Genomic DNA, 24,850 nt, shown 5'->3' on the forward strand with positions numbered 1-24,850 from the left:
CTCCTCCCCTTGATGGCATGCCGACCAGTGCCCCCGCAGTGCCGGCGCTTGGTCAGACTAGGGAGTGATTTATGGACCCGTTGCGAGAATGAACCACATTCATCGTATTTGCTGGAATAAAGCGGATCTAACGCCCAAAAGGGCCTATAGGCAAATATCGCGCAAAACGGACAGAATCGAGCTCGTCTCTCGCGCTTGTGGGTTCAGGCAGCGTGGGCGTTTAGACAATTGAACACGGCGTCCGAGCGTGGAGCGCCTGGCGTTTGCTGCGTTGAGCGCCAAACCTCTCAGGTGCTCGGGAAACGCCTCTTACCTTTTCAATGTGCCGCAGGGGGCGAGCACGTCACTGCTCTGTTGTTTAGGTGAGGGGAACCGGGATGGATGTCCAGAAGCGCGCGCCGCACGGTGCGCAGCCACGTCGCGGACGTGGCGGAGGGGGAGTCGCGCGGCGACTTCTGGCGGGGGCCGCGGTCTCCGGTGTGGTGATCGGCGGCATCAACGTGACCCCGACGCTCGCCTCGTCGGTCAGCAGCGCCGTCTTCAGTGGCGGAGCGGGGACCGTCAGCGTCGGTGGGACGCTCTACGCGAAGTCGGGAGCCCCCTTGACGCTCGCAGTGGTCACGAGCTCCGACACCGAGTGCGTGACGGTGACTGGCGCGGCGACGCTGCCCCGCCAGACGTCATCCACGCCCAAGTCAACCTGGACGTTCACGACCACGGCACCGGCCGGGGATGGCGCGCAGGCCTTCACAGTCGCAGCGTCCCCGAACTTCAACACGAACAACTGCACGGGACAGTCGACCTCGACCCAGGCCTCCTACACCTTGGACAACACCGGACCGGTCGTGACCGCGGCCCTGACCCCGGCCGCCAACGCCGCCGGGTGGAACAACAGCGACGTCACCGTCAAGTGGACCGCGACCGACGCAGGCTCGGGCGTGACCGCCGCTCAGCCGTTCCAGACTGACTCGGCCATCACGCAGAACGGCATCGTCACCAAGACGGCGCCCGCGCAGTCCGACCGGCTGGGCAACACCGGCGCTGCCGGCTCCGTCACCGTTCGCCTGGACAAGGCGAAGCCGAGCATCAGCGGGACGCAGCTTGACAACGGTGACGGTACGGTCACGGTCACCTTCGCCTGCACCGACAGCGGCAACGGCGGCGGCGGCGGCAACGGCGACGCCTCCGGTGTCGCGAGCTGTGTTGCCGACGGAACGAGCCCCGCTTCGAGCTCGAAGACCGTTGCGGGCGGGCAGACCGTCACCGGCACGGCCACCGACGTCGCCGGCAACACCGCGACTGTTTCGGTCACCACCACGGCGGCGCCGACCGACAAGACGGCACCGACGATCACCCACTCCGTCTCTCCGGCTCCGAACGCCGCCGGCTGGAACAAGGCCGACACGACCGTCACCTTCAGCTGTGCGGACGAGACCGGTGGGTCCGGTCTCGCTTCCTGCGTCGCCGACGGCACCACGACGGCATCGAGGACGATCAGTGCCGAGACCAACGGCACGCTCGTGAGCGGCACGGCCACCGACAAGGCCGGCAACAAGTCCACCGACTCGGTGACGGTCAAGCTCGACAAGACGGCCCCGTCCATCACGGCGACCGCCAACGGCACCAAGAACGCCGCCGGCTGGTACAAGGACGACGTCACGGTCAGCTACACCGCAAGCGACGCCCTGTCCGGCATCAGCGGCGTCCCGGCCTCGAAGGTCCTCACCGAGGGTGCCAACCAGAGCGCCAGCGCGACCGTCACGGATGCTGCGGGCAACTCCGCGAGCGCCGGCGTGACCGGGATCAACGTCGACAAGACCGCTCCGGTCCTGACCGGCACGTTCCCAAGCGGTTGGCAGAAGGGCGACGTCACCGTCACCTGGACCTGCACCGACGCGCTCTCGCAGGTCGCGAGCGCACCTGCCAACGACGTGGTCAAGGGTGAGGGCTCGAACCTCTCCTCGACTGCCACCTGCACGGACAACGCCGGCAACAGCACGACCAAGACGGTCAGTGGAATCCAGATCGACCGCACCGCCCCGACCACCGGGATCAGCGGCACGTCGAACAGCTGGGTCAACGGCCAGGTGGCCGTCACGCTGAGCCCGACGGACAACCTGTCCGGTGTCGCCTCGACGAAGTACTCGCTCGACGGTGGCACCACCCAGACCGGCACGAGCTTCTCGCTGTCGAGCGAGGGCGACCACACCGTGACGTTCTTCAGCACCGACAACGCGGGCAACACCGAGCCCGCTACCACGGTGCACGTCAAGATCGACAAGACGGCGCCGACGATCGGCCACGCCTTCACCCCGCTGTCGTACGTCGACGGCGCGTGGAGCAACGGCAACGTCGCCGTGGCGTTCAGCTGTGCCGACCAGGGCGGCTCGGGCGTCGCCAGCTGCACGGGTGACGCCACGGTGAGCACCGAGGGTGCGAACCAGCAGGTCACGGGCACGGCCACGGACGGCGCCGGCAACACGGCCACCGACAAGGCGCTGGTCAGCATCGACAAGACGGCTCCGACCATCTCCGGCTCCAAGGACCGCGCCGCCAACGGCAACGGTTGGTACAACGACGACGTCACGGTCAACTTCGACGCCAACGACGGGCTCTCCGGCGTGGCTTCGAAGACGGCTGACAAGACCCTGGTCGAGGGCGCGAACCAGTCCGTGACCGGCACGGCGACGGACGTCGCGGGCAACTCCGCCAGCGCCACGGTCTCCGGGATCAACATCGACAAGACCGCCCCCGTGCTGAGCGGCTCGTTCTCGAGCGGCTGGCACACCGGCGACGTGACGGTGAGCTGGACCTGCTCCGACACGCTGTCCGGCCCGGCTGGTCAGCCGGCTGCCTCCACGGTGACCGGTGAGGGCGCCAACCTGTCCGCCTCCGCCACGTGCACCGACAAGGCCGGCAACACCACCACGAAGACGGTCACGGGTATCCAGATCGACCGGAGCGCTCCGAGCACCGCCGCGTCGGTGTCGGGCGCCCTGTCCAACGGCTGGTACAACGCCGACGTCAGCTTCACGCTGAAGGGCAGCGACAACCTCTCGGGTGTGGCCGACACGTTCTACTCGGTCGACGGCGGCACGGCGCAGCCCTACAGCGGCGCGGTCACCATCGGTACGAACGGCACCCACACGGTGACCTACTGGAGCACCGACAACGCCGGCAACGCCGAGGACAAGGCGGGCAACAGCATCACGCTCAAGCTCGACAAGGACGCGCCTGTTCTCACCGGCAAGGCCACGACCCTGCCGAACGCCAAGGGCTGGTACAGCGGTGACGTCACCGTTGGCTGGACCTGCTCCGACGCCGGATCCGGCATCGACGGGACGTGCCCGGCTGACAGCACTGTCACCGGTGAGGGCGAGAACCTCGGCGCCAACGCCTCGGTCAGCGACCTCGCCGGCAACGTCACCAAGGCCAAGGTCGACGGCATCAACATCGACGTCACGCCTCCGACCACGACGGCCAGCGTGCCGCAGGTCCCGGCGAGTGGCTGGTACGGCGACGCGGTCCAGGTGACCCTCACCGGCCACGACAACCTGTCCGACGTCGACGCGACCTACTACAGCGTCGACGCGGGCACCGCCCAGACCTACAACGGCGCCTTCTCCTTCGGCACCGAGGGCTCCCACCAGATCACGTTCTGGAGCAGGGACAACGCGGGCAACACCGAAGTGGCCGGCGCACCGATCACGCTCAAGATCGACAAGACCGCGCCAACCACCACGGTCATCAACCCGATCTCGCCTGTCAGCGGCTGGTTCGTGACGAACGGTGTCCCGTTCGCCTTCGACGCCACCGACGGAGGCTCGGGAGTCGCGGCCACGTACTACACCGTCGACGCCGGATCGGCGCAGACGTACGGGCAGCCGTTCACTGCCGACCTCTCGACCGGCAAGCACCACATCACCTACTGGAGCGTCGACCTGGCCGGCAACGCAGAGTCGGTGCGGGGGTTCGACGTGAGCGTCGACACCGTCGCCCCGGTCATCACGGGTGACACGGTCAACGCCGACGGGACGCACCGGGCCGCCAACGGCGCCGGCTGGTTCAACAGCCCTGTGGACGTGAAGTTCACGTGCACGGACGCCGACTCCGGCATCAACGGGGTGGCTGGCTGTGCCGGTGACACGACGCTGAGCAACGACGGCGCCGGACAGACCGTTCACGGTGACGCAGTCGACGTCGCAGGCAACAAGTCGGGCACCGACTTCGGCCCGGTCAACCTCGACGCGACCAAGCCGACGCTGGTCGGTGTGCCGTCGGACCCGAACGGGGCCGGCTGGTACAAGGGCGATGTCACGGTGAAGTGGGTCGGCGACGACGCGCTGTCGGGCATCGACCCCGCCACGCAGCCGGCGGACAGCACCGTCACGGGTGAGGGCTCGAACCTGGGCGCCGGTCCGGTGACCATCAAGGACAAGGCGGGGAACACCAGTGACCCGGCGTCCGTGAGCGGCATCAAGATCGACCGCACCGCTCCGGTGGTCAGCGGCGGCGCACAGACGCAGCCCAACGCGGCGGGTTGGTACAAGGACTCCGTCACGGTGGACTTCACGTGCACTGACAACCTCTCGGGAGTGGCGTCCTGCCCGACCAGCAAGCTGGTCAAGGGTGACGGCGCCAACCAGTCGGTGACGAGCGACCCGGCCACTGACGTGGCGGGCAACGTCGCGGCCGGCAAGGCGGTCGGTGGCATCAACATCGACGGCACTGCGCCGACGTCGACGAGCAACAACCAGTGCACGGCCACCAACGGCTACTGCACGGGCTCGACGGCCGACGTCCTCCTGACGGCCACCGACCAGGCCGGGCTCTCCGGCGTCAAGGAGATCCACTACGTGGTCGACGGTGGCACCGAGCAGGTCGCCCCCGGCGCCTCCAAGACGGTCAGCGTGCCCCTCTCGGGCAGCGGTGCCGGCACGGTCAAGTACTGGGCTGTCGACAACGCCGGCAACGTCGAGGCGGCGAACTCGGTGGCGTTGAAGTGGGACAACATCGCTCCCACGGTCACCCACTCGCTGTCCCCGTCGCCCAACGCCGACGACTGGAACAAGGCCGACGTCACGGTCACCTTCTCGGCCAAGGACGACGACAAGGGCTCGGGCGTCGCGTCCGTGTCTGCCCCGGTCACCGTCAGCACCGAGACGGCCGGTCAGCTCGTCACGGGCACGGCCAAGGACACGGCCGGCAACGTCGGCACCGACTCGGTGACGGTCAAGCTCGACAAGACCCAGCCGACGATCACGGGTGCGGTCACGAGCGGTACGAAGGGCAACAACGGCTGGTACACGGGTCCGGTGACGGTCACCTTCACCTGCGGTGACGCCCTCTCCGGGGTGGCCACCTGCCCTGACCCGGTCGTGCTGTTCGCCAACGGCGCGAACACCGCCAGCGGCACCGTCACGGACAAGGCCGGCAACACGGCCACCGCAACGGTGAGCGGGATCAACATCGACCAGGAGAAGCCGACGCTGACCACTGCGGACGTCAACGTCCAGGGCGGCACCTACACGGTCGGCTCCGTGCCGACTGCCACGTGCACGGCCACGGACAGCTTCTCGGGTCTCGACTCCTGCAAGGTCACCGTGACTGGCGGCAACGCCAACGGAGTGGGCGGCTTCACGTACACCGCCACGGCGACCGACAAGGCCGGCAACACCAGCACCATCACCGGCACCTACAAGGTGGTCTACCGGTGGGACGGCTTCCTGCAGCCGGTCAACGACACCGCGCACCAGGTCGGCACGTCGACCAGCGTGTTCAAGGCCGGTAGCACCGTCCCGGTGAAGTTCCAGCTGAAGAGGGCGGACGGGACGCTGGTCCAGGCTGCCGGGTCGGCTGCGTGGCTCACGCCGGTCAAGGGCAGCGCGATGAGCGCTCCCGTCGACGAGTCGGTGTACACGGCATCGGCGGACAGCGGCAGCGCCTACCGCTACGACGCCACCGCGCAGCAGTACATCTACAACTGGAAGACCGGCACGACCAGCGGCAACTACTGGCGGATCGGCGTCACGCTCGACGACGGCCAGACGTACTACGTCAACATCGGCCTTCGCTGAGTCACCGCTCGAGCCCGCAAGGGCTGAGCCAACGGGGAGGGTCCCGCGTCGCCACGACGCGGGACCCTTCCCGCAAACCCGAGCATCTCTGGGAGAGAGGGATGTCATGACCACCGCGACGACGGCGGAGGCCGCGCGGCCGGCCGACTGCCCGGCCTGGTGCGTGCAGCGGCACGGCACGCGGCAGGGCGAGGACGACCAGATCCACGTGAGCGTCGAGCTGCTCGTGCGCGGGACGTCGCTGCGCCTGTGCACGACCATCGACCCGGCGACGCAGCAGGCCGACGGCCCCTACGTCGTGGTGGGCCCGGACGAGTACACGCTGCACGAGGCCGACGCGCTCATCGACGCGCTGACCCAGCTCGTCGACGAGGGGATGGGCGTCACTCGCCGCGAAGGAGCCTGAAGGCGCTCTCGCGGTCCTTGACCCGCAGCTTCTTCAGCACGGACGAGACGTGCACGCGGACGGTCGTCGCCGACAGGAAGAGGCGCCCGGCGACGTCCTCGGTGCTGAGGCCCTCGCTGAGCAGCTGCATGACCTCCCACTCGCGTGCGCTGAGCTTGGCGGCGGCGACGCTGGGGCGTCCGAACCGACGCTTCGACGGCGTCCGGAACTCGTCCATGATCCGGGCCACCAACCGGGCCGGCATGGCCGCCTCCCCGGTGAGCACCCCGCGCAGCAGGTCGGCCAGCTTGCCGGGGTCCGTGTCCTTGAGCAGGTACCCGGACGCGCCGGCGCGCAGGGAGTCGAAGAGGTCCTCGTCCTCCGCCGACTGGGTGAGCATGACGACCGCCACCTCGGGCGAGGACCGCACGATGTCACGCGCGGCCTGGATCCCGCTGCCGGGCATGTGGATGTCGAGCAGCGCGACGTCGGGCCGGTACTCGGCCACCAGGCGCACCGCGTCCTCGGCCGTCGCTCCCTCGCCGACGACCTCGCACCCGCCGCCCTCGAGGGCGGCCCGGACGCGTCCGCGCATGCGCGCGTGGTCGTCGGCGATGACGACGCGCAGCGTCACCACGTCACCGCCACGGTCGTACCGCGACCGGGAGCGGAGTCGATGACGAACGACGCGTGCAGGCCCCGGGCCCGCTCCTCCATGCTCGTCAGGCCGTACCCCGTGGACTGCATCCTGGCGGCCACCGGGTCGAAGCCGGCGCCGTCGTCCTCGACGAGCAGCCGACGAAACTGCTCGTCGCGCGCCAGGCACAGGTGGATGCGCTGGGCCCGACCGTGCCTGATGGCGTTCGACACGGCCTCGCGGGTGATCCGCACGAGCGCATGGCGCTCGTCCGCGTCGGCGCGCACCGAGTCGTCGAGCTCGACCTCGAGCGTCGCGTGGTACCGCTCGGCGACCTGCCGGGCCGCGCGGTGCAGGACGAAGCCGAGCGGCTCGTCGGAGCTGCGGCCCAGGGCGTCGACGGCTGCGCGCGCCTCGTCGAGCGCGCGGTCGCACGCGTCGACGATGCGCCCGCGGGCGGTGGGGTCGGAGTCGACGAGGAAGCTCTCCAGACGGATGTACGACAGCTCCTGGATGACGCCGTCGTGCAGCTCGCGGGCCAGCCGACGACGGTCGTCGAGGACCGCTGCCCGTGCCTGCGCCGTCCAGTAGTGGCTGATCTCCCGGGCGGCACCGAGGAGCAGCACGACGTAACAGGCCGTGCGCAGCAGGTCCCCCGTGTAGAGCCAGTCGCTGTAGAGGGAGGGGAAGAGGAGGTAGTTGAGCCGTGCGAACGCGGCCAGCGCGAAGGCCGGGCCGAGCACCCAGATCAGCTCGTCGGCGGCCTCCCGCTCCTGCCGTCCGCGTCGGGCGAAGAGGACCGAGGCGACGGCGAAGCACAGGGCGGTCAGCCCGTGGGCCCAGAGCAGCGCCGGGTGTCCGGTGATGACGGGGTGCTGGGCAGATGCAGGCGGGGTCTCCGACAGGGCCGCGGGCAGCACGCCCCGCCAGGCCCAGGCCAGCGCGGACGCGGCGACGACGGCCACCCAGGGCGCGATCCAGCCCAGGCCGTGACCGACGCGGGCCAGGCGCCCACCAACCAGCGACGCGATGACGACCAGGACCGCGCCGAGGAGGCGCAACGCCACGGGCAGCCACACGCCGATCCGTTCGTCGTCGACGCCGAGCAGGTGCAGCGCGAGGGTCAAGCCGACCCCGGCGATACCCAGCAGGAAGAGGCCGTCGGCGAGCAGGAGGTCCTGCAGCCGCCCGGACCGGCTGTAGCGTCCGAAGACGAGGTAGGCGACGAGCAGGGCGATCCCGCTGTCGATGCAGTCCAGGACGAGGTGCAGCTCCGGGCTGTGGTAGGCGAACAGGAGGTACGGCGTGCCGAGGATGGCGCCCGTGACGAGGAGGCCGATGGCCCACCCGGCCAGGGTGGGTGCCACCGACGCGCGCAGCGCACGGACCGGTCCTCGCCGACCGGACCCCCCCTCGTGGTCCATGGACCGGAGTCTAGGTTCGGGGTTCGCCGCGGGTATGCGGATTGAGCACCTTGGGTCAGAAAACGGTAAAAAAGCTCAGGTCACGGCGTCGAGGACGAGCTCGCCGACGTGGCGCATGCCGCGCAGCACGGCCCAGACGGTGAGGTGGTCGAGGGAGGTGCCGACCGCTGGGTCCCAGTTCGCCACGGCCGCCCACGTGACGGTGCGACCCTCGACGGTGACGCCGCCGACGTCGGCCCGCACGCCGGCGTCGGTGCCGGTCTTGTTCCAGACGACGCGCTCCTCGCCCAGGGACACGTGGTGCGCGATGGGATCGAGCCCGGCCTGGTCGACGAGGGCGGAGCCGACCATCGTCTGGTCGACGTTGGCCGAGAGCCACTGTCGCACGAGGCGGTCCGGCTCCGGACCGATCGCGGTGCCGGACGCCAGGCGCGTCATGAGGTCGCTGAGCTCTGCAGCGCTGCCCGTCGAGAGGGTGGCCGGGTGCTCGTCGGAGCGGACGTCGCGGACGCGGTCGTGCAGCGCCGTCGACCGCATGCCCAGCGCGGTGGCGCGGGCTGCGACCTCGGCCAGGCCCACGCGTCGGAGCAGGACGTTCGTCGCCAGGTTGTCGGACACGGCCCCGACCAGCGCCGCGACGTCGACGAGGGGGAGCGTCTCGACGGAGAGGGTGTGCCAGAGCCCGGAGTCGCCGACCCAGAGGTCGACCGAGCGGGTCAGCGGCTCGTCGGGGGACAGGTCGCCGTCGGCGATGCCGCGAGCGGCCTCGAGGAGGAGCAGCACCTTGCCCACCGACGCCGTGCGCAGGGGTGAGTCCGCGTTGTCGGCCGCGAGCGGGGTGCCGTCGGCGTCGCGCAGGCACACCGACCACGTGACCCCGCCGGCGTCGGGAAGCTCGAGGTCCATCAGTCCAGCGACCCCAGCCACGAGAGGAGCGCCTCGTTGACCTTCTCCGGCGCCTCCTCGGTGAGGAAGTGGCCGGCCCCCTCGATCTTGAGGCATCGGTAGTCGCCGGGGACGAACGCACCGGAGCCGTACGTCGGACCCGGCAGCACGCAACCGTCCTCGGTGCCCTGCAGCTGCAGGACCGGGACGCGGACGGCGTGGCGGACGCGACGCATGAACAGCGGCCCGTCGGGTCGGACCGACGAACGCCCCAGCCACCGGTAGTGCTCGGCGGCGGAGTGGGCCACGAAGGGGATCATCATCGCGTCGCCGTAGCGACGCACGTCCTCGTCCGTGGGGAAGTCGCCGAACGGCGAGGCCCACGCACGCATCAGGTTGCCCACGTACTCGTGCGACTCGGCCATCTCGCGCTCGGGCACGAAGGGGCGCTGCAGCCCGGCGATCCAGGCCGACGCGCGCCGTTGTCGGCGGTCGGTCCACGTCGCGTGGCGCATGATCCGCGGGTGCGGCATCGACAGCGACGCGACGGCACGGGTGACGTCACGGCGGAACGTCGGCATGGACCACGCGATCCAGCCGCCGAGGCCCTGGCCGACGACGACGGCCTGCTTCTCGCCGAGGGCGCGGACGACGCTCGCGGCGTCGAGAGTCGACATGTACGTGTCGTAGCCGCGCGGGGGCTTGTCGCTCCCGCCGTACCCCCGCAGGTCCATGGCGGCGGCCCGGTAGCCGGCATCGGCGAGGGCCACCATCTGATGGCGCCACGTGTACCAGAACTGCGGGAAACCGTGCAGGAGGAGGACGAGCGGCCCGTCGCCGATCTCGGCCACGTGGAACCGGGCTCCGTTCGCCGAGACGTACCGGTGCTCCCACGGTCCATCGACATTGACGAACGCAGCGTCGACTGGCATGGAACCGTTCGGGCTGGGGTCAGGCGTCGCGCGAGGCGTCGACGGCAGCAGTGGACGTGGTGCTGGACGCCGCGGGAAGGTCGTGGCGGTCCCACTCGGGGCGCGGCGCGGGCACGACGGTGCCGGGGTGCTCGACCGCGGCCTTGACCCCCGCAACCGTCAGCTGCGCGTTGGCGATGGTCTTCGCAGGGGTCGGCTTGACGGTCTTCATGCTGCGCATGCCGAGCATCGCGAGGATGCCGGCGACGATGAGCATGAAGACCGTGACGATGAGGAAGCTGAGCCAGCGCGGCAGGCCGAGGGCCTGGATGCCCTCGGCGATCGTCGTGAAGATGAAGTAGACCGAGTAGAAGAGGACGACACCGGCGGCCGCGAGCAGCCCGCCACCCTTGCCGGCCTTCTTGAACTGACCCGACAGCTCCGCCTTGGCCAGAGCGATCTCGCTGCGGATGAGGCTCGAGATGTCCTGGGTCGCGGACGCGACCAGCTGGCCGAGGGTCCGCTCCTGCCGGGGGTCCATACTCATCGGCTCTCTTCCTCGCTCTCGCTCGGGGTGCACGCGGGACGCGTCCCTACCGGTTGTCACCCTACTGCCCGGTCCCATACCCCACCTCGCAGGTGCCGCCTCAGCCAGCCTCGTCCTCGGCGTAGACGTCCGGCACGCCGTCGCGGTCACGGTCCTCGGTCTCGCGGAAAGCCACCATCCGGTAGTGCCGGTTGCGCAAGCGGAGGATCACCGTGGCGAGGAGGGCGGCGATGAGGCTCCCAGTGAGAACGGCGAGCTTGACGTGCTCGTCCCGGGCAGATCCGGTGCCGAAGGCGAGCTCACCGACAAGGAGGCTCACGGTGAACCCCACACCCGCGAGGACGGACAGGCCGAGGACATCCGTCCACGAGAGGTCGGGGTCCAGCTCGGCGCGGGTAAAGCGCGCCACCGCCCAGGTCCCCCCGAGCACCCCCGCGGCCTTGCCGGCGACGAGCCCGACGACGACGCCGACAGCAGCCGCGTCGGTGAGGGCGGCGGTGAGGCCCCCACCGACGACGGTGACGCCGGCAGCGAAGAAGGCGAAGACCGGTACCGCGAAGCCTGTGGAGAACGGCCGCAGCTTCTGCTCCATCCGCTCGGCGAGGGTCTGCACGTCAGGGTCCTCCTCCCGCTCGCGGTTGACCGGAACGAGGAGCCCGAGGAGGACGCCGGCGACCGTCGCGTGGATGCCGCTGGCGTGGACGAACCCCCAGGCCAACAGGGCCGGCGCCGCGAGGACGACGGGGTTGGTCAGCTTGCGCTGCAGGAGGACTCGCCAGACGGAGAGCGGCACGACGGCCGCGAGCAGCCACAGCGGCTGCAGGGACTCCGTGTAGAAGACGGCGATGATCGTGATGGCGATGAGGTCGTCGACGACCGCCAGCGTGAGGAGGAACGAGCGCAGGGCGCTCGGCAGGTGGGTGCCGATGACGGCGAGGACCGCCAGGGCGAAGGCGATGTCGGTCGCGGTCGGTATGGCCCAGCCGCGCAGCGTCGACGAGAGGCTCGCTGGGTCAGACCCGCGCAGCATCAGGAGAACCGTCCCTGCATAGAGCAGGGCAGGGAGCGCGACACCGCACGCCGCGGCGGCGATGGGCAGGGCCGCCTTGCGCCGGTCCGACAGGTCGCCGGCGACGAACTCTCGTTTCAGCTCGATGCCGGCGACGAGGAAGAACAGGGCGAGCAGGCCGTCGGCCGCCCAGGTGCCGAGGCTGAGGTCCAGGTGGACCCCTCCCCACCCGACGACCGTGTCGCGCAGGCTCGCGTACCCGTCACGCCACGGGCTGTTCGCCCAGACCAGCGCCGCCACGGCCGCCGCCAGCAGGATCGCCCCGCCGACGGTCTCCTGGCGAAGCACCTCCGCCACGTAGCGGGCATCGCGCCACGTGCCGCGTCCGAGGATGCGCCTCCTCGCGGTGCGCGCGGGTGCGTCCTGCGGCGTGTGTCGGTCGTGCGTCACGGCTGCCTCCGGGGTCGACGACGAGGGACGCCGACCAGACTTCCCGGCACACCGTGACCGCGCGCTCCTGCGCGCACGACCGGGACAGAGTCTACCGACGCCGCAGAGGCTCCGCCGAGCCGGACGCCGGCATCCCCCGTAGTGGGCCCGCCTCCACCGTCGAGTGGGCGAAATCCTTTGGGCGCGCGGCAAATCGGACTAATCGGGCAACCGACGTTTCCGCGCCAACTGGGCGCTATCGTCTGCTCCAGGGGGCAAACGACCACATCGGCATGGGCTTGGGGGAGCACATGAGTGAGAAGCCTGCAGGCTGGTACTACATCGGCGACGGACAGCTCCGTTACCGCGACGAATACGGCTGGACCGAGTTCGTCATGGACACGAACGACCCGCGCGCCCGCGACTGGCCGCCGCCGACACCGCGCACGATGCTCCAGCAGGTCCGCGACGCCGAGGCCGACCGGGCCGCGCAGCCGCACCGTCATCGGCGCGCGCGCTGGTTCCGGCGCGGAGCTGCGCCGTCGCACTGACACCAGCCGGAAAGAGCAACATTTCGCCATTTTCCGTACGTAGTGCCGCGCACTGGTCAATACTCCAGCGCTAGGGCGACCCGGGGGCCGCCCCTTGTCCATGAGGGGGCGGAATGCGTATCTGTATTGTCGGAGGGTGCGGCCACGTCGGCCTGCCGCTCGGTCTGGTTCTGGCCGATGCCGGCTGCCACGTGGTCGCCCTTGACGTGGACGCCGATGCGGTCGCCACGGTCAACGCCGGCGTCATGCCCTTCTACGAGGAAGGCGCAGCCGACACTCTGACTCGCGTCCGTGCGGCCGGCGCGTTCTCCGCCACGACGAACAGCCGCGCCATCGCCGATGTCGACGTCGTCGTCGTCGTCATCGGCACACCGGTTGATGACCACCTCAACCCTGACCCAAACGCAGTCGTGGCTGCCATCGAGGAGTGCCTGCCACACCTCCACGACGACCAGCTGGTGATGCTGCGCAGCACCATCTACCCGGGTGTCACACGCTCGGTTGGTCGCATGCTCGAGGAACGTGGCGTGAGGGCCCCCGTGGTGTTCTGCCCCGAGCGCATCCTTGAGGGTCACGCTCTGCGGGAGCTGCGGACGCTCCCCCAGATCGTCGGTGCGTCGACCGATGACGGTGCCGGGCGAGCCACCGCGGTCTTCGACCGCCTCGGAGTGCAATGCATGGTTGTGAGCCCCGAGGAAGCCGAGCTCGCCAAGCTCTTCACGAACACCTGGCGCTACATCAAGTTCGCCGCGGCGAACCAGTTCTGGGAGATGGCGAACGACGCCGGTCTCGACTTCGCGCGCATTCGTGAGGCGATCACTTTCGACTATCCACGAGCGGCGGACCTGCCCGGACCCGGCTTCGCAGCGGGCCCGTGCTTGTTCAAGGACGCGATGCAGCTGTCAGCATTCGCGAAGAACACGTTCGGCCTGGGGCACTCCGCGATGCTGGTGAATGAGGGAATGCCGTTGTACGTCGTCGACCGCATGGCGGCGCGATACGACCTCGAGAACATGACGGTCGGCATCCTGGGCATGTCGTTCAAGGCCGGGTCGGACGACGTGCGGTCCAGCCTGTCGTACAAGCTGAAGCGAACGTTGAGGTTCCGCACGAGGGCGGTTCTGACGACGGACCCCTACGTCACCAGTGACCCATGCCTCCTGCCTCTTGAAACCGTACTGGAGGAGGCCGACCTCCTCGTCATCGGTGCTCCCCATCCGGAGTACAAGTCCATGTTCACGGAGAAACCAGTTGTGGACGTCTGGGATCTCCAAGGCCACGGGACGCTCGTATGAAGCCCCCGCGCGCGACGATCGTCCTGCCGGCCTTCAATGAGCATCAGTCAATTGCCGTGGCGTTGACCCGGATAGACGACGCCGTCTCGCTCCCGCACGAGATTCTCGTGGTGGTGGACTCCGCCGAGGACACGACGATCGAGGCCGCCCGTGAAGTGCTCGCCGGTATGCCACACGCCAAGGTCGTCGTTCAGGACTACGGACGCGGTCCCGCGAACGCCATCCGGTACGGGATCGACCATGCAACGGCCCCATGCGTTGTCGTGACCATGGCGGACGGGTCTGACGACGTGCGGGTGATCGACGACCTGGTGCGACTCGTGGAACGCGGATTTGTGGTCGCAGCGGCCTCGCGGTACATGCCCGGTGGTGCCCAACGAGGTGGTCCGCTCGGTAAACGGCTGATGTCCGAGACCGCTGGCCGCAGTCTCAACTTGTTCGCGCGAGTGGGCACCCGCGACGTGACGAACGCCTTCAAGGCGTACGACGCCGCATTCGCCCGCGAGGTCGGCATCGACTCCCGCAACGGTTTCGAAATCGGCATCGAGCTGGTCTCGAAGGCGCGGCGGGCGCGCCGCCCGGTCGCCGAGGTGCCGACCATCTGGCTCGATAGGGAGGCTGGCTCCTCGAACTTCAAGATTCGCGCGTGGCTGCCCAAGTACCTCTACTGGTATCGCTTCGCCTTCGGCCCTGCGCTCGATGCGGGAAGTATCGGCTCGCACGTCAGTCCCAAGGTGAGAGGCACGCGATGAAGGTGTTGGTGACGGGATCTGCCGGTTTCATCGGTGGATACCTCGTGGAGGAGCTTCTCAGGCAGGGATGGGATGTCGTCGGAATCGACAACTACTCCAAGTACGGGCCCGTCCGGCACTCCTATGACGGGCATGACCGCTACAGGTTCGTCGAGGGGGACGTGCAGGACACCGACCTGATGTACAAGCTCATGATGGATGTCGACCACGTCGTAGCAGGCGCGGCGCTCATCGGAGGTATCACCTACTTTCACAAGTACGCGTACGACCTTCTCGCTCAGAACGAGCGCATCATGGCGTCGACGTGCGACGCCGCGATCGCCGTGCGTCGCGATGGTGGACCCCTCCAAAAGGTCACGTACTTGTCGTCGTCGATGGTGTTCGAGTCGACCGACCGCTGGCCGTCGGTGGAGGGAGACCAGCGGGTCGTCCCACCGCCACGCTCGAGCTACGGCTTCCAGAAGCTGGCGGTGGAGTACTTCGCACAAGCGGCATGGGATCAGTACGGGCTGCCGTTCACCATTCTGAGACCGTTCAACTGCGTGGGGGTAGGAGAGCGTCGAGCCCTCGGGGACCTGGAGGTCTTGTCCGGCAACGTACCTCTCGCGATGAGCCACGTCGTGCCGGACCTCGTCCAGAAGGTGCTCAAGGGTCAGGACCCGCTTCACGTCCTCGGTGACGGTTCGCAGGTCCGTCACTACACCTACGGCGGCGACCTTGCTCGAGGGATCGTCACTGCTGTCGATCACCCTGACGCAGTCAACCAGGACTTCAACCTGTCGACGCCCGTAGGGACGACCGTCGCCGAGCTGGCTCAGGCGGTCTGGACCAAGCTTCATGGCGACCGGCCCCTGAGGCTCGTCCACGACGAGGCCTTCGAGCATGACGTCCAGAAGCGCGTGCCGTCCGTCGACAAGGCGCGACAGGTGCTCGGTTTCCGGGCCACCACGACATTGAGCGAGATGCTCGACGAGACGATTCCGTGGATCCGCGACGCCATAGCGTCGGGAATCCTCTGAGTGGGAGGACCCATGGACGCCGACTACTTGAAGGCGACGTATGAGGCCCGCTTCTCGGAGCGGGAAGCTCCGCGACAAGGTCGTGTTGTGGAGTGCGCTCTGCGAGAACGAATTCCAGCAGTACGTGCCCACCGATGGGACGGTGCTGGACCTCGGCGCGGGTTACTGCGAGTTCAGCAACGCGATCCAGGCACGACGCCGGATCGCCGTGGATCTGAACCCGGACACGCGCTTCTTCGCAGGCCCAGGTGTCGAGTTCCTCCAGACCGCGTCGGACGACTTGTCCGCCTTGCGCGATGGGGAGGTTGACACGGTGTTCACATCCAACTTCTTCGAGCACCTCCCGACCACGGATGCCCTCCTGGCGACTCTCGCCGAGGCCCATCGAGTGCTTCGGCCGGGCGGCACGATCGTCGTGCTCATGCCGAACATCCGTAACCTGCCCGGCGCCTATTGGGACTATCTGGACCACCGTCTGGCACTGACCCAGCACAGCCTCGCCGAGGCGCTGTCGCTCAGTGGGTTCACCGTCGAACGGATGGTTCCGCGATACCTGCCCTATACCGTCCGTGGGTCCCGACTTCCGGTGACGGCATGGTCCGTCAGGGCCTACCTGCGGGCCAAACCGGTGTGGCGGCTGCTCGGCAAGCAGATGTTCGCTGTCGCTTCGAGATGACGAGGCTGCGAGATGCCGGGTTCTCCCGCCTGAGGCCCTTGGCGACCCTTCTCGCCGGACTGCTGGTGGTGGTCGCCTTTGTGCCACTCTCGCCGACGATGCCGACGGCAGAGCTCGATCCGGTGTGGCAGCTGTCGATCAACGAAGCGGTGTCACGGGGCCTTCAGTTCGGCCGCGACGTCGTTTTCACCTACGGCCCTGCGGCGAGCGTCGTGACGGGCCAGTACCATCCGAGCATCTACGGCCTCGTCCTTCTGTGGAGTGTGCTGCTCGGTGCCGGCGTCGCGGTTGCGCTGGCGGCCGGCGTGCGGCCGGTCTCGGCGCGCCTGCTCGTCGCCGTCGTGATGCTCGGAGTGGGTCAGCGAGAGGCACTCGTTCTCGTGGCGCCCGCCTTGGGTGTCTTGGGCGTCCTGGTGCCGTTCCGACAGGGTTGGACGCGCGTCGCGGGCCCTCTCGCGTTCGGTCTCACCATTTCGGTCCCCCTCCTGGCCAAGGGGTCCATGGCGGTGCCTGCGGGAGTGGCCATCGCCTCGGTGTCTGTGGGACTGCTGGCACAGGCCCGGTGGGCCGCCGCGGCGATCGCAATCTTGGGTACAGCGGTCACGTGTGTCATCGGGTGGTTGTCCTTCGGGCAGGATCTGCGATTCTTTCGTGCCTACCTGACGAACACTCTGGAGTTCTCGCTCGGCTACACCGAGGCGATGCAGGCCGGCTCCCTGGAACACGATCTCGCGCCGTTCGTCATCAGCCTTGCTGTGGGGCTTGGTGCGGCATGGATCATCGCACGCGCCATCGTCAGTGGCACCGCGCGCTGGGCACTCCTGGTGATGCTCGTAGTCACGGTGATCCTGATCGCCAAGCTCGGCTACGTGCGAGCAGACGTCCACGTCCTCACGGTGCCGGCGGCTCTGGCGGTCCTGCTCGTGCTCGTGTGGGTGTCTGGTGACCGTCGCAGAGGGGGAGCGGTACTGGCGGGAGCCTCCGCGACCTGGCTGGGGACCGCGGCGGTGTATGGGGTCGCGGCCGGGGCGCTCAGCCTGCCCGCGCACCAGGTCGAGACTCTCAGTGGATGGACATCCGCGGTGGAGAGAAGCTTCGGGCACAAACCGGCCCTGCCTGCCCAGTTTGCGGCGGCGCTTGCCGCCATGCGCCCGGAGGCGATGCCAGGATCGGGAGGGCCGGTCGACGCATATACGTGGGACCAGGCTTCTGCCGTCGCATCGGGGCTCGAGTGGAGTCCACGGCCGGTGTTCCAGAGTTATGCCGCTTACAGTCCCGCGCTGGCAGGCATCAACGTCTTGCACCTTTCCGGCCCCCATGCGCCCACGCTCATTCGATGGAGTCCGGGCACCATCGACGAACGGCTACCAGGCCTGGACGACGGACCCAGTTACCCGACGCTGTTGCGCGAGTACGCGGTCGCAGGGTCAGACGACGAGGCGGTGTGGCTCAGACGTCGCCTTCCCGCCGAGCCTGCATCGACGTTCGCGGCGGCGACGTCGTACCCATCCCGTTTGGGGGAGTGGGTCGTGGCCCCGGGCACTGGTCCGCTGTTCCTCAGCGTAGATGCGCGACCGAGCGCCTTGGGACAGCTCGCCCTGACCGTCTACAAGTCGGAGCCGCTGCGCATCACCGTTGAACTGGCATCAGGTCGGACGGAGACCTATCGGCTTCCCGCCGGAATGGCTCGCGCTGGAGCGCTCGTGTCACCGCTACTCGACACAACGTCCAACCTCGTGTCCCTCTTCGAACACCCGAACGCCGTCTCAGATCCCGTCGTGCGTGTGAAGGTTTGGTCCCAGATGCCGGCCATGTGGCAGGACACAGTCTCGGTTTCGTGGGCGACGATCTCAGCCGCGGACCAGCCCAACGGCTCGAGCGCGAGCAGACCACCGTTGGGCGAGACCGCCGACGGTCCGCGGCCAAACCAACGACTTGGCGATCAGGCCGCGAAGGGCAGCAGCGCGGGTGCCGGGTCGAGGATGTAGACGTAACGGATCCAGAACCACTGGAGCCACAGGGATCCCGCGGCAACGAGAAGCAGGGCCAGGACCCGGACAGGGCGCGGGAGCTCGACCAGGCGCAGCGGCAGTGCGACCAGGAAGGGTGCAGCCAGCAGCAGATAGCGCAGCATCGCCGGGTGCAGGGGCGTCACGAGCAGGACGAAGGCGATGTAGGACACGCCCCAGGCGATGAGCTCGCCGGGCAGGCCGAGCCGTCGCGCGCTCATCGCGGTGAGCGCGAGGGTAGAGGTCACGAGCGCGACGAACAGCGCCAGGACGACAGGACCCGCGGCTCGCTCGATGGCGCCGAACCACCCGAAGTCGAACGCCCGGACGATCGATGCCGTCCGGTCGGCACCTGAGGTCGGCGTCGATGGCGCCCCGAGGGCGGAGGAGAGGAAACCCCAGAGCCAGGGGGAGGCGACGCAAAGCACGGTGGCGGCCCCGATCGCGACACGCGCGCGGGTGCCCTCGCGTCCGTAGGTGGAACGCCGGTGCGTCCACCAGTGCAGCACCATGACGGCCGCGAGGGGTGCGGCCACGGGGCGCGTCAGGGCAAGGGCGGCCACCAACGGGATCGTCAGCCAGTGGCGGTGGCGCACGACGGCCAGCAGGACGCCGAGGAGAAGGGCCAGCGCCATCGGCTCGCTGAACGCGAGCATGAAGATGGGCGCCGACGGGAAGGCGTTGACGAGCAGGGCTGCCAGCACGGCGGTCGAGTCACCAACCACCCTTCGGAAGAGGTGGAAGACCAGCAGGGTCGCGATCGCGCCGAGTACAAGGTTGAGCGTCACCGCAGACGCCACGAAGTGTGTGCCGGTAGCCGCCATCACGGCACGTGTCGCGATGGGGAAGGCCGGAGGAAAGGCCCACGCCCACGCGTCGTTCGGGGAACGCACGTCGACGCCCGACGGATAGCCGTCGACCGCGATGCGCTCGTACCACTGCCCGTCCCAGTTCGTCAGGACGCCGAGGAGCCCGGGTGACGCGGGGGTCGCGGTGTGGACGAAGTACTGGGTCGGACTGCCCATGGGGGTCGGCGGCCCGCTCGCCGCCTGGCTGTGCGAGGCGATCCAGATCTCGACCAGGTTGAGCGCTCGAAGGGCGGTGTACCCGACGAGTAGCAGGGCAACCTGTGCGCGGCCGCGCGACCGCTGGTGCGCATTCGTCTTCGCCGTCACGCTGCTCCGATCACCGTGGGTCCACGAGCACCGTAGTTGTTCCTCGCCTGCCCCCACGACATTTCTGGACCCAGCCCATCGCGTCGGCTTTGACCGTTCCGCTCCGGCAACGACCGTCGGTGTTGCATCCTGTCGTAGTCGGACAAGGACCGCCGGTCCGCGCTTCGGGAGGGAGACGCATGGCGCAGACAGACGTCGCGCTCGCCTCCGCACCCGCGCGCCCGGGTATCGGTGGCCCACTCGGACTGGTGCGTGCTCTGCTCGAGGACAAGCGGGTCCGGTTCCTGCTCAACGGTGGGGCGAACGCCCTCATGGCGTTCGGCGTCTTCGTCCTCTTCCAGCACCTGTTCACCGGACGGTGGGACTACCTGTGGGCGGTCGTCGCGACCCACGTGGTGACGGTCCTCATCGGTTTCGCGAGCCATCGGCGGCTGGTCTTCGGGGTGCGCGGGCAGGTGCTCCACGACCTGTGGCGCTTTGAGCTCGTGCACCTGACCAACCTGGGTGTGAACGCGGCCCTGCTGACCTTCGCCGTGGAGACACTCCACCTACCCGTGGTGCTGTCCCAGGGTTGTCTCATCGTCGTGAGCGCCTGCTACAGCTGGCTGGGCCACAGCCGCTTCTCGTTCAGGAGGTCGGCCCCGCGTGGACACGAGTGACCCGGCGTACGCCGCACGACTGGTCAGCGCCCAGGGTCGATGGTGGAAGCGGGTCCTGCCGGTCCAGCTGCCGTACGTCCTCAACCTCAAGCGGCAGAAGCTCGGGCGGACGCTCGACGTCGGCTGCGGGATCGGCCGGAACCTGCAGCATCTCGAGGCGGGGTCCGTCGGCGTGGACCACAACACGACGGCAGTGCGGACTGCGCGGTCGCAGGGCCTCGACGCGCGGACGGTGGCCGAGCTCGAAGAGGCCGCTGCCGGCCTGCGGGGGACGTTCGACTCACTTCTCGTGGCCCACGTTCTCGAGCACATGAGCGAGACCGAGGCCGAGGCGCTTCTCAGGTCCTACCTGCCCTACCTCAAGCCGGGGGGCAAGGTCTTCGTGGTCTGTCCGCAGGAGCGTGGCTTCGCGAGCGACCCGACACACGTCTGGTTCGCCGACGCCCGGGCACTGTCGCGCCTGCTCGCCACGGTCGGTCTGCGTGACGTCAGCGACTTCAGCTTCCCGCTCCCGCGACGCTTCGGGACGTGGTTCACCTACAACGAGTTCTGCGTTCGCGCCACGGCTTGACTCGTCGGCTCGACGTGCGGGACGACCGCGGGACGGCCTCCGGCCCCGAGGTGTCAGGACCCAGCGGCGGTCCGGCGTTCCTCAGGGTCGGTCTGCCGGCGTTGACCGCCGCGCGCTCGCCTGGTCCGCCCGCAGGAGGGCGACCTGTTCGGCGAGGGTGGAGACACGTCGCTCGAGGCGGCTGTGCTCCGCTGTCAGCTGGATGACGATCAGCGACAGGCCGACGAATCCCACGAAGAACAACAGGTTGAGGGGAATGGTCACCCCGGTCGCGGCGGCGAGCAGGTCGAGCAGGCCCGGGGCGACCGCGACGAGCACGGTCAGGCCAGCAACAACGAGCCACGTGATCGCGAACTTGCCGCGGATGTAGCGGCGCCGGACCATCTCGACGATCGCACCGACGAGAACCGCCGCGCCCGCCGCGGCCAGCCAGAAGCCGCCGGTCACGCCGCGACCTCGCCGGACACGGGCCACGTCCTGATGCACGCGAGGTAGGTGGAGGCGAGCACCCTCGCGATGTAGCGGATGGAGGACGCCGTGCCCTGGCTCGGGGCGCCGTGAGACCGAGCGCGCATGAGCACCGGGGTCTCGGCGATGGCAAGCCCGGCCCGGTGGGCGATGACCAGCGACTCGACGGTGTCGCCGAGGTACTCGGTCGGGTAGTGCTCGGCGAACAGGCGGATCGACCGGCGTGAGTGGGCCCGGAACCCGGACGTCGAGTCCGTGACGCGCGTACGCACCAGTCCGGACACCGTCCGTGCCAACATCGTCATCGCGACGCGACGATGCCCGGCGACCCACTCCGCGTCGTCACCATTGCCGAAGCGCGTGCCGACGACGACGTCAGCTGCGGTCAGCGCGGCGATGAGCCGTGGCGCCTGGAACGCGTCGTGCTGGCCATCGGCGTCGATCTGCACGACGACGTCGTAACCGCGCTCGGCGGCGTAGCGGAAGCCGGTGCGCATCGCGCCCCCGACCCCCACGTTGAACGGCAGCCGAGCCACGGCGGCGAGGTCACTGGCCACGCGCGCGGTCCTGTCGGTCGACCCGTCATCCACGACGAGGATGTCGGCGTCGGGAAGGGCGGCACGAACGTCGGCGAGAACGGCGGGGAGTGACAGCTCCTCGTTGTACGCGGGCATGACGACGAGGACCTTGCGGTCGACCGGTGCAGTACCGGTGTCAAAGCGTGAGTCCACGAGCCATCCCCAGCGTGACGATCAGGGCTGATCGGCCCCGTAGTCAGCATGCTGACCCAGCGCCGCAGCCCTGTCAGGGGAATGGCGAATTTGCCAACCGGCCCTCCAGCCCGCTCTGCCACCTACCGGACCAGGCGCCAGTACGCCGTGAGCAGCGTGTTGAGGAGCGACAGCCCCGGTACGGCGCCGAAGCCGGCTGGGTCGATGCTCGAGGAGAGCAGGCTCGTCAGCCGCTCTTCCCCCTCGGAGAAGGTCCGCTGGACGGCTCGCCGGCGACGCCGGACCCTGCCAGCGTGGCGCAGGAGCCACCAGTACGACTGGAGCTTCTGCGCACCCCAGCCCTGGGTGATTGCGAGGACCACGAGCGCCGCCTCGAAGGGCACGAGGACCGGCAGGACCCGCCGCAGGACGGTGGACGGATAGACCGTGGCAACGGTCATGAGGCGGTTTCGCTCGAGGTGGAACATCTTGCGGGCATTCCGACCGAACTCGTAGTCGTGGTCCGCGACAGCTGCGGGGACGAAGACGATGCGACCACCGGTCATCCAGTGGCGCAGGCTGAGCTCGACGTCTTCGTGGTACATGAAGTAGTCGGCGTTGAAGCCGCCGAGGGCATCCCAGCGAGAACGGTGCACGGCCATGAACCCACCGCTCGCCGACGCAGCGGGCCGCGGTGAGGCGTGCTCGTCGGCGGGCTCACCGAAGGCACCGGCCCAAGCCAGGCCGGTGAAGTGGACGGGGTTGCCCGCAGAGTTGATCCGTGTCGGGTCCGACGCCAGGCGCAGGCACCCCGTGGCCATCACGGAGGGGTCGGAGGCCACCGTGGAACACAGCTCATCCAGTGCCCCGTCGCGCACACGCAGGTCCGAGTTGACGAAGACGAGAACGGAGCTGCGTGCTGCCTCAGCACCGGCGTCGGCGCCTCCGGCGAAACCGAGGTTCCCGCCCGGACGGACGAGGCGAACGGCATCCCCGTAGGGGGCCAGCCGCTCGTCGAGTCGTTCCGCTCCGTTGTCGACGACGACGAGCTCGTCACCGCTGCCCAGCTGCCTCACCACCGAGGACAGGCACTCGTCGAGGCCGGGCTCCGCACCGAAGACGATGACGATGACCGAGGTTGCCGTCACGTGGGAGTCCCTTCGACCGGACACGGGCTACCGGCCCCCGACTCTAGCCCGCCGCCGCGTCGGCCGGTCCCCGGAAACGATCACCCCGGTTTCGCCAAACGGCACCCCGGAGCCCCGAGTCGATGCGATTGTTTCGGGGGCCCAAACGACACGAACGGGGAGAGATGTCCGTAGAGGTGAGCAGGAAGACGTCGCCGACGGCCGCCGACGCGGCCGTGGGCAGACCGACCCGGTGGTACCTCGTGCCGCTCCTGGTGTTCGCCGCCTCGCGGATCGTCGACACGGTCTTCATCGCCCTGGCCTCGCGCCGACAGGTGGCGTTGACGCTGACCCGTCAGGACTACCACGTCTTCGACCCCACGCCTGCAGCGCCGGGCTACGCGGGAGTGGTGGCCAACTGGGACGGGCAGTGGTACTGGCGCATCGCCACGCTCGGCTACGAGGTCCCCGCGCCCGGATCTGCCGGGGAACGTGACGCGCTCTGGGCTTGGGCGTTCCCTCCGGGTTACCCGGCGATCGTTCGCGGCCTCATGTCCGTCACCGGCCTGTCCTTCACGTGGGCTGCGACGGTCGTGAGCGTTCTTGCAGGCGCTGCAGCCATGGTTCTCATGTACCGCCTCGTGCGGCGTCACGCCGGGCACTTCCTTGCAACGGTCACTGTCGTCCTGTCGAGCTTCTTCGTCAGCGCGCCGCTCCTGCAGGTGGCCTACAGCGAGTCGTTGGCGATGCTCCTGCTCATGGCGACGCTCAACCTCCTCGCGGACCGCCGCTACTGGTGGGCAGCCCTGTGCGTGGTGCTCCTGGCCTTCACCCGCATCGTCACGCTGCCGCTCCTTCTCGTAGTGCTCGCGCATGCGTGGGCCCGGTGGCGCACCGACGGCCCCTTCTGGCGGGCCGACCGGCGCGGCGCTCTCGGGCTCGCTCTCGTGGCTGGGGCCAGTGCCGTCGGGACAGTGCTCTGGATGCTCGTGGCTTCCCTGTTCATCGGCTGGGAGGCAGGCACGAAGCGCAGCCTGAACCAACGGGGCACGTTCCAAGGCTGGTTCCGGGACCTGCACCAGCTGTTCGGGCTGCCGGGGATGCTGCTGCTCGTCGCCTTCGTCGTGCTCCTCGGCCTGAACCTGTTCACATCGCGCGGTCGGGTGTGGGGGCCCGAGCTGCGGGCATGGTCGTTGGCCTACCCGCTGTACCTGTTCTGGTTCACGCCGCTGCTGCCCGCCGTCTTCCGCTACCTGCTGCTCGTCCCCACCCTGCCCGTCCTTCTGCTCGGGACTCCGCGCAGACCCACCAAGATCGCGATCATCGTGGTGGCAGTTGCAGTCGCCTGTCTGCTGGTGGGGCAGTACTGGTACGCGGGCAACATCCTCGTCGTCTTCACCGAGGACCTGCGCCCCGGCCCCTGATGACGCGCTGACCCATCCGCCGCAGCCCGAGGGGAGCTTTCAGACCACGCGGGTGTCCAGACGAGCCGCTGCCCCGGGCAGTGGTCTGCCGTGACCTCGTGTCCACCTGT

General features: G+C 68.9%; 21 protein-coding genes. 11 read left to right on the forward strand and 10 right to left on the reverse strand.

Annotated elements, in window-relative coordinates:
- Nucleotides 1-479 precede the first annotated feature (479 nt).
- The gene (locus AC1VM9_RS11615; protein WP_483122746.1) at nt 480-6,077 is read left to right on the forward strand and encodes an OmpL47-type beta-barrel domain-containing protein; all 5,598 of its coding nucleotides are present in this window, start codon (nt 480-482) and stop codon (nt 6,075-6,077) included.
- Nucleotides 6,078-6,183: 106 nt separating this feature from the next.
- A complete protein-coding gene (locus tag AC1VM9_RS11620; RefSeq protein ID WP_483122748.1) occupies nt 6,184-6,483 on the forward strand; it encodes a DUF6907 domain-containing protein in 300 nt (99 codons plus the stop codon).
- Here AC1VM9_RS11620 and AC1VM9_RS11625 read toward each other — a convergent pair.
- From AC1VM9_RS11625 to nhaA, 6 genes are all read right to left on the reverse strand, one after another.
- Nucleotides 6,461-7,096 carry a response regulator gene (locus AC1VM9_RS11625; protein WP_481345102.1) on the reverse strand — a complete coding sequence of 212 codons (636 nt, stop codon included), beginning with the start codon at nt 7,094-7,096 and terminating at the stop codon, nt 6,461-6,463. The two genes, AC1VM9_RS11620 and AC1VM9_RS11625, sit on opposite strands and share 23 nt — an antisense overlap.
- Nucleotides 7,093-8,523 carry a sensor histidine kinase gene (locus AC1VM9_RS11630; protein WP_481345101.1) on the reverse strand — a complete coding sequence of 477 codons (1,431 nt, stop codon included), beginning with the start codon at nt 8,521-8,523 and terminating at the stop codon, nt 7,093-7,095. The genes AC1VM9_RS11625 and AC1VM9_RS11630 overlap by 4 nt, the downstream gene beginning before the upstream one ends.
- A 75-nt stretch (nt 8,524-8,598) precedes the next feature.
- Nucleotides 8,599-9,450, reverse strand: coding sequence for a serine hydrolase (locus AC1VM9_RS11635; protein ID WP_481345100.1), 852 nt, complete (start codon nt 9,448-9,450; stop codon nt 8,599-8,601).
- Complete coding sequence (locus AC1VM9_RS11640) at nt 9,429-10,340, reverse strand: alpha/beta fold hydrolase (RefSeq protein WP_483122749.1); 912 nt, start codon at nt 10,338-10,340, stop codon at nt 9,429-9,431. Before AC1VM9_RS11640 ends, AC1VM9_RS11635 begins: the two co-directional genes overlap by 22 nt.
- A gap of 19 nt (nt 10,341-10,359) precedes the next feature.
- Nucleotides 10,360-10,866, reverse strand: a complete 507-nt coding sequence (locus AC1VM9_RS11645; protein WP_483122750.1) for a phage holin family protein — start codon at nt 10,864-10,866, stop codon at nt 10,360-10,362.
- A gap of 100 nt (nt 10,867-10,966) precedes the next feature.
- Complete coding sequence (gene nhaA, locus AC1VM9_RS11650) at nt 10,967-12,325, reverse strand: Na+/H+ antiporter NhaA (RefSeq protein ID WP_483122752.1); 1,359 nt, start codon at nt 12,323-12,325, stop codon at nt 10,967-10,969.
- 290 nt (nt 12,326-12,615) lie between these two features.
- Between nhaA and AC1VM9_RS11655 the strand changes: the two genes are divergently transcribed.
- The 6 genes from AC1VM9_RS11655 to AC1VM9_RS11680 all read left to right on the forward strand — a co-directional run bounded on the left by AC1VM9_RS11655 (nt 12,616) and on the right by AC1VM9_RS11680 (nt 18,585).
- Nucleotides 12,616-12,855, forward strand: coding sequence for a hypothetical protein (locus AC1VM9_RS11655; RefSeq protein ID WP_483122753.1), 240 nt, complete (start codon nt 12,616-12,618; stop codon nt 12,853-12,855).
- A 113-nt stretch (nt 12,856-12,968) separates the two neighbouring features.
- Nucleotides 12,969-14,150 carry a nucleotide sugar dehydrogenase gene (locus AC1VM9_RS11660; protein WP_483122754.1) on the forward strand — a complete coding sequence of 394 codons (1,182 nt, stop codon included), beginning with the start codon at nt 12,969-12,971 and terminating at the stop codon, nt 14,148-14,150.
- Complete coding sequence (locus AC1VM9_RS11665; RefSeq protein ID WP_483122756.1) at nt 14,147-14,902, forward strand: glycosyltransferase; 756 nt, start codon at nt 14,147-14,149, stop codon at nt 14,900-14,902. Before AC1VM9_RS11660 ends, AC1VM9_RS11665 begins: the two co-directional genes overlap by 4 nt.
- The gene (locus AC1VM9_RS11670; protein WP_483122757.1) at nt 14,899-15,921 is read left to right on the forward strand and encodes an NAD-dependent epimerase/dehydratase family protein; all 1,023 of its coding nucleotides are present in this window, start codon (nt 14,899-14,901) and stop codon (nt 15,919-15,921) included. Before AC1VM9_RS11665 ends, AC1VM9_RS11670 begins: the two co-directional genes overlap by 4 nt.
- An 82-nt stretch (nt 15,922-16,003) precedes the next feature.
- Entirely contained in the window at nt 16,004-16,597 is a 594-nt protein-coding gene (locus AC1VM9_RS11675; protein ID WP_483122758.1) for a class I SAM-dependent methyltransferase, read from the forward strand.
- 38 nt (nt 16,598-16,635) lie between these two features.
- Nucleotides 16,636-18,585: a hypothetical protein gene (locus tag AC1VM9_RS11680; RefSeq protein ID WP_483122759.1), complete on the forward strand. Its 1,950-nt coding sequence runs from the start codon at nt 16,636-16,638 to the stop codon at nt 18,583-18,585.
- On the opposite strand, the gene AC1VM9_RS11685 is transcribed toward AC1VM9_RS11680, so the two are convergent.
- Entirely contained in the window at nt 18,540-19,781 is a 1,242-nt protein-coding gene (locus AC1VM9_RS11685) for a hypothetical protein (protein ID WP_483122761.1), read from the reverse strand. The genes AC1VM9_RS11680 and AC1VM9_RS11685 overlap by 46 nt on opposite strands.
- Before the next feature lie 179 nt (nt 19,782-19,960).
- Here AC1VM9_RS11685 and AC1VM9_RS11690 point away from each other — a divergent pair, with 179 nt between their 5' ends.
- The gene (locus AC1VM9_RS11690) at nt 19,961-20,440 is read left to right on the forward strand and encodes a GtrA family protein (protein ID WP_483122762.1); all 480 of its coding nucleotides are present in this window, start codon (nt 19,961-19,963) and stop codon (nt 20,438-20,440) included.
- The gene (locus AC1VM9_RS11695; RefSeq protein ID WP_483122763.1) at nt 20,427-21,011 is read left to right on the forward strand and encodes a class I SAM-dependent methyltransferase; all 585 of its coding nucleotides are present in this window, start codon (nt 20,427-20,429) and stop codon (nt 21,009-21,011) included. Before AC1VM9_RS11690 ends, AC1VM9_RS11695 begins: the two co-directional genes overlap by 14 nt.
- Before the next feature lie 81 nt (nt 21,012-21,092).
- On the opposite strand, the gene AC1VM9_RS11700 is transcribed toward AC1VM9_RS11695, so the two are convergent.
- The 3 genes from AC1VM9_RS11700 to AC1VM9_RS11710 all read right to left on the reverse strand — a co-directional run bounded on the left by AC1VM9_RS11700 (nt 21,093) and on the right by AC1VM9_RS11710 (nt 23,337).
- Nucleotides 21,093-21,458: a DUF2304 domain-containing protein gene (locus AC1VM9_RS11700; RefSeq protein ID WP_481342064.1), complete on the reverse strand. Its 366-nt coding sequence runs from the start codon at nt 21,456-21,458 to the stop codon at nt 21,093-21,095.
- The gene (locus AC1VM9_RS11705; RefSeq protein ID WP_483122764.1) at nt 21,455-22,210 is read right to left on the reverse strand and encodes a glycosyltransferase family 2 protein; all 756 of its coding nucleotides are present in this window, start codon (nt 22,208-22,210) and stop codon (nt 21,455-21,457) included. The genes AC1VM9_RS11700 and AC1VM9_RS11705 overlap by 4 nt, the downstream gene beginning before the upstream one ends.
- A 122-nt stretch (nt 22,211-22,332) precedes the next feature.
- Nucleotides 22,333-23,337: a glycosyltransferase gene (locus AC1VM9_RS11710; RefSeq protein WP_483122766.1), complete on the reverse strand. Its 1,005-nt coding sequence runs from the start codon at nt 23,335-23,337 to the stop codon at nt 22,333-22,335.
- Between the two features lie 176 nt (nt 23,338-23,513).
- On the opposite strand from AC1VM9_RS11710, the gene AC1VM9_RS11715 reads away from it, so the two are divergent.
- Nucleotides 23,514-24,740 (forward strand): hypothetical protein, encoded by a 1,227-nt coding sequence (locus AC1VM9_RS11715; RefSeq protein ID WP_483122767.1) that lies wholly within the window; start codon nt 23,514-23,516, stop codon nt 24,738-24,740.
- The last annotated feature ends 110 nt before the right edge of the window (nt 24,741-24,850 follow it).

The organism is Monashia sp. HAY1-11D (genome assembly GCF_056868035.1).

Bases quoted from the DNA above. Each gene is read 5' to 3' on its own strand.
- AC1VM9_RS11655 (WP_483122753.1), top strand. From the start codon at position 12,616: ATGAGTGAGAAGCCTGCAGGCTGGTACTACATCGGCGACGGACAGCTC.
- AC1VM9_RS11620 (WP_483122748.1), top strand. From the start codon at position 6,184: ATGACCACCGCGACGACGGCGGAGGCCGCGCGGCCGGCCGACTGCCCG.
- AC1VM9_RS11665 (WP_483122756.1), top strand. From the start codon at position 14,147: ATGAAGCCCCCGCGCGCGACGATCGTCCTGCCGGCCTTCAATGAGCAT.
- AC1VM9_RS11670 (WP_483122757.1), top strand. From the start codon at position 14,899: ATGAAGGTGTTGGTGACGGGATCTGCCGGTTTCATCGGTGGATACCTC.
- AC1VM9_RS11645 (WP_483122750.1), bottom strand. From the start codon at position 10,866: ATGAGTATGGACCCCCGGCAGGAGCGGACCCTCGGCCAGCTGGTCGCG.
- AC1VM9_RS11660 (WP_483122754.1), top strand. From the start codon at position 12,969: ATGCGTATCTGTATTGTCGGAGGGTGCGGCCACGTCGGCCTGCCGCTC.
- AC1VM9_RS11690 (WP_483122762.1), top strand. From the start codon at position 19,961: ATGGCGCAGACAGACGTCGCGCTCGCCTCCGCACCCGCGCGCCCGGGT.
- AC1VM9_RS11630 (WP_481345101.1), bottom strand. From the start codon at position 8,523: ATGGACCACGAGGGGGGGTCCGGTCGGCGAGGACCGGTCCGTGCGCTG.
- AC1VM9_RS11640 (WP_483122749.1), bottom strand. From the start codon at position 10,340: ATGCCAGTCGACGCTGCGTTCGTCAATGTCGATGGACCGTGGGAGCAC.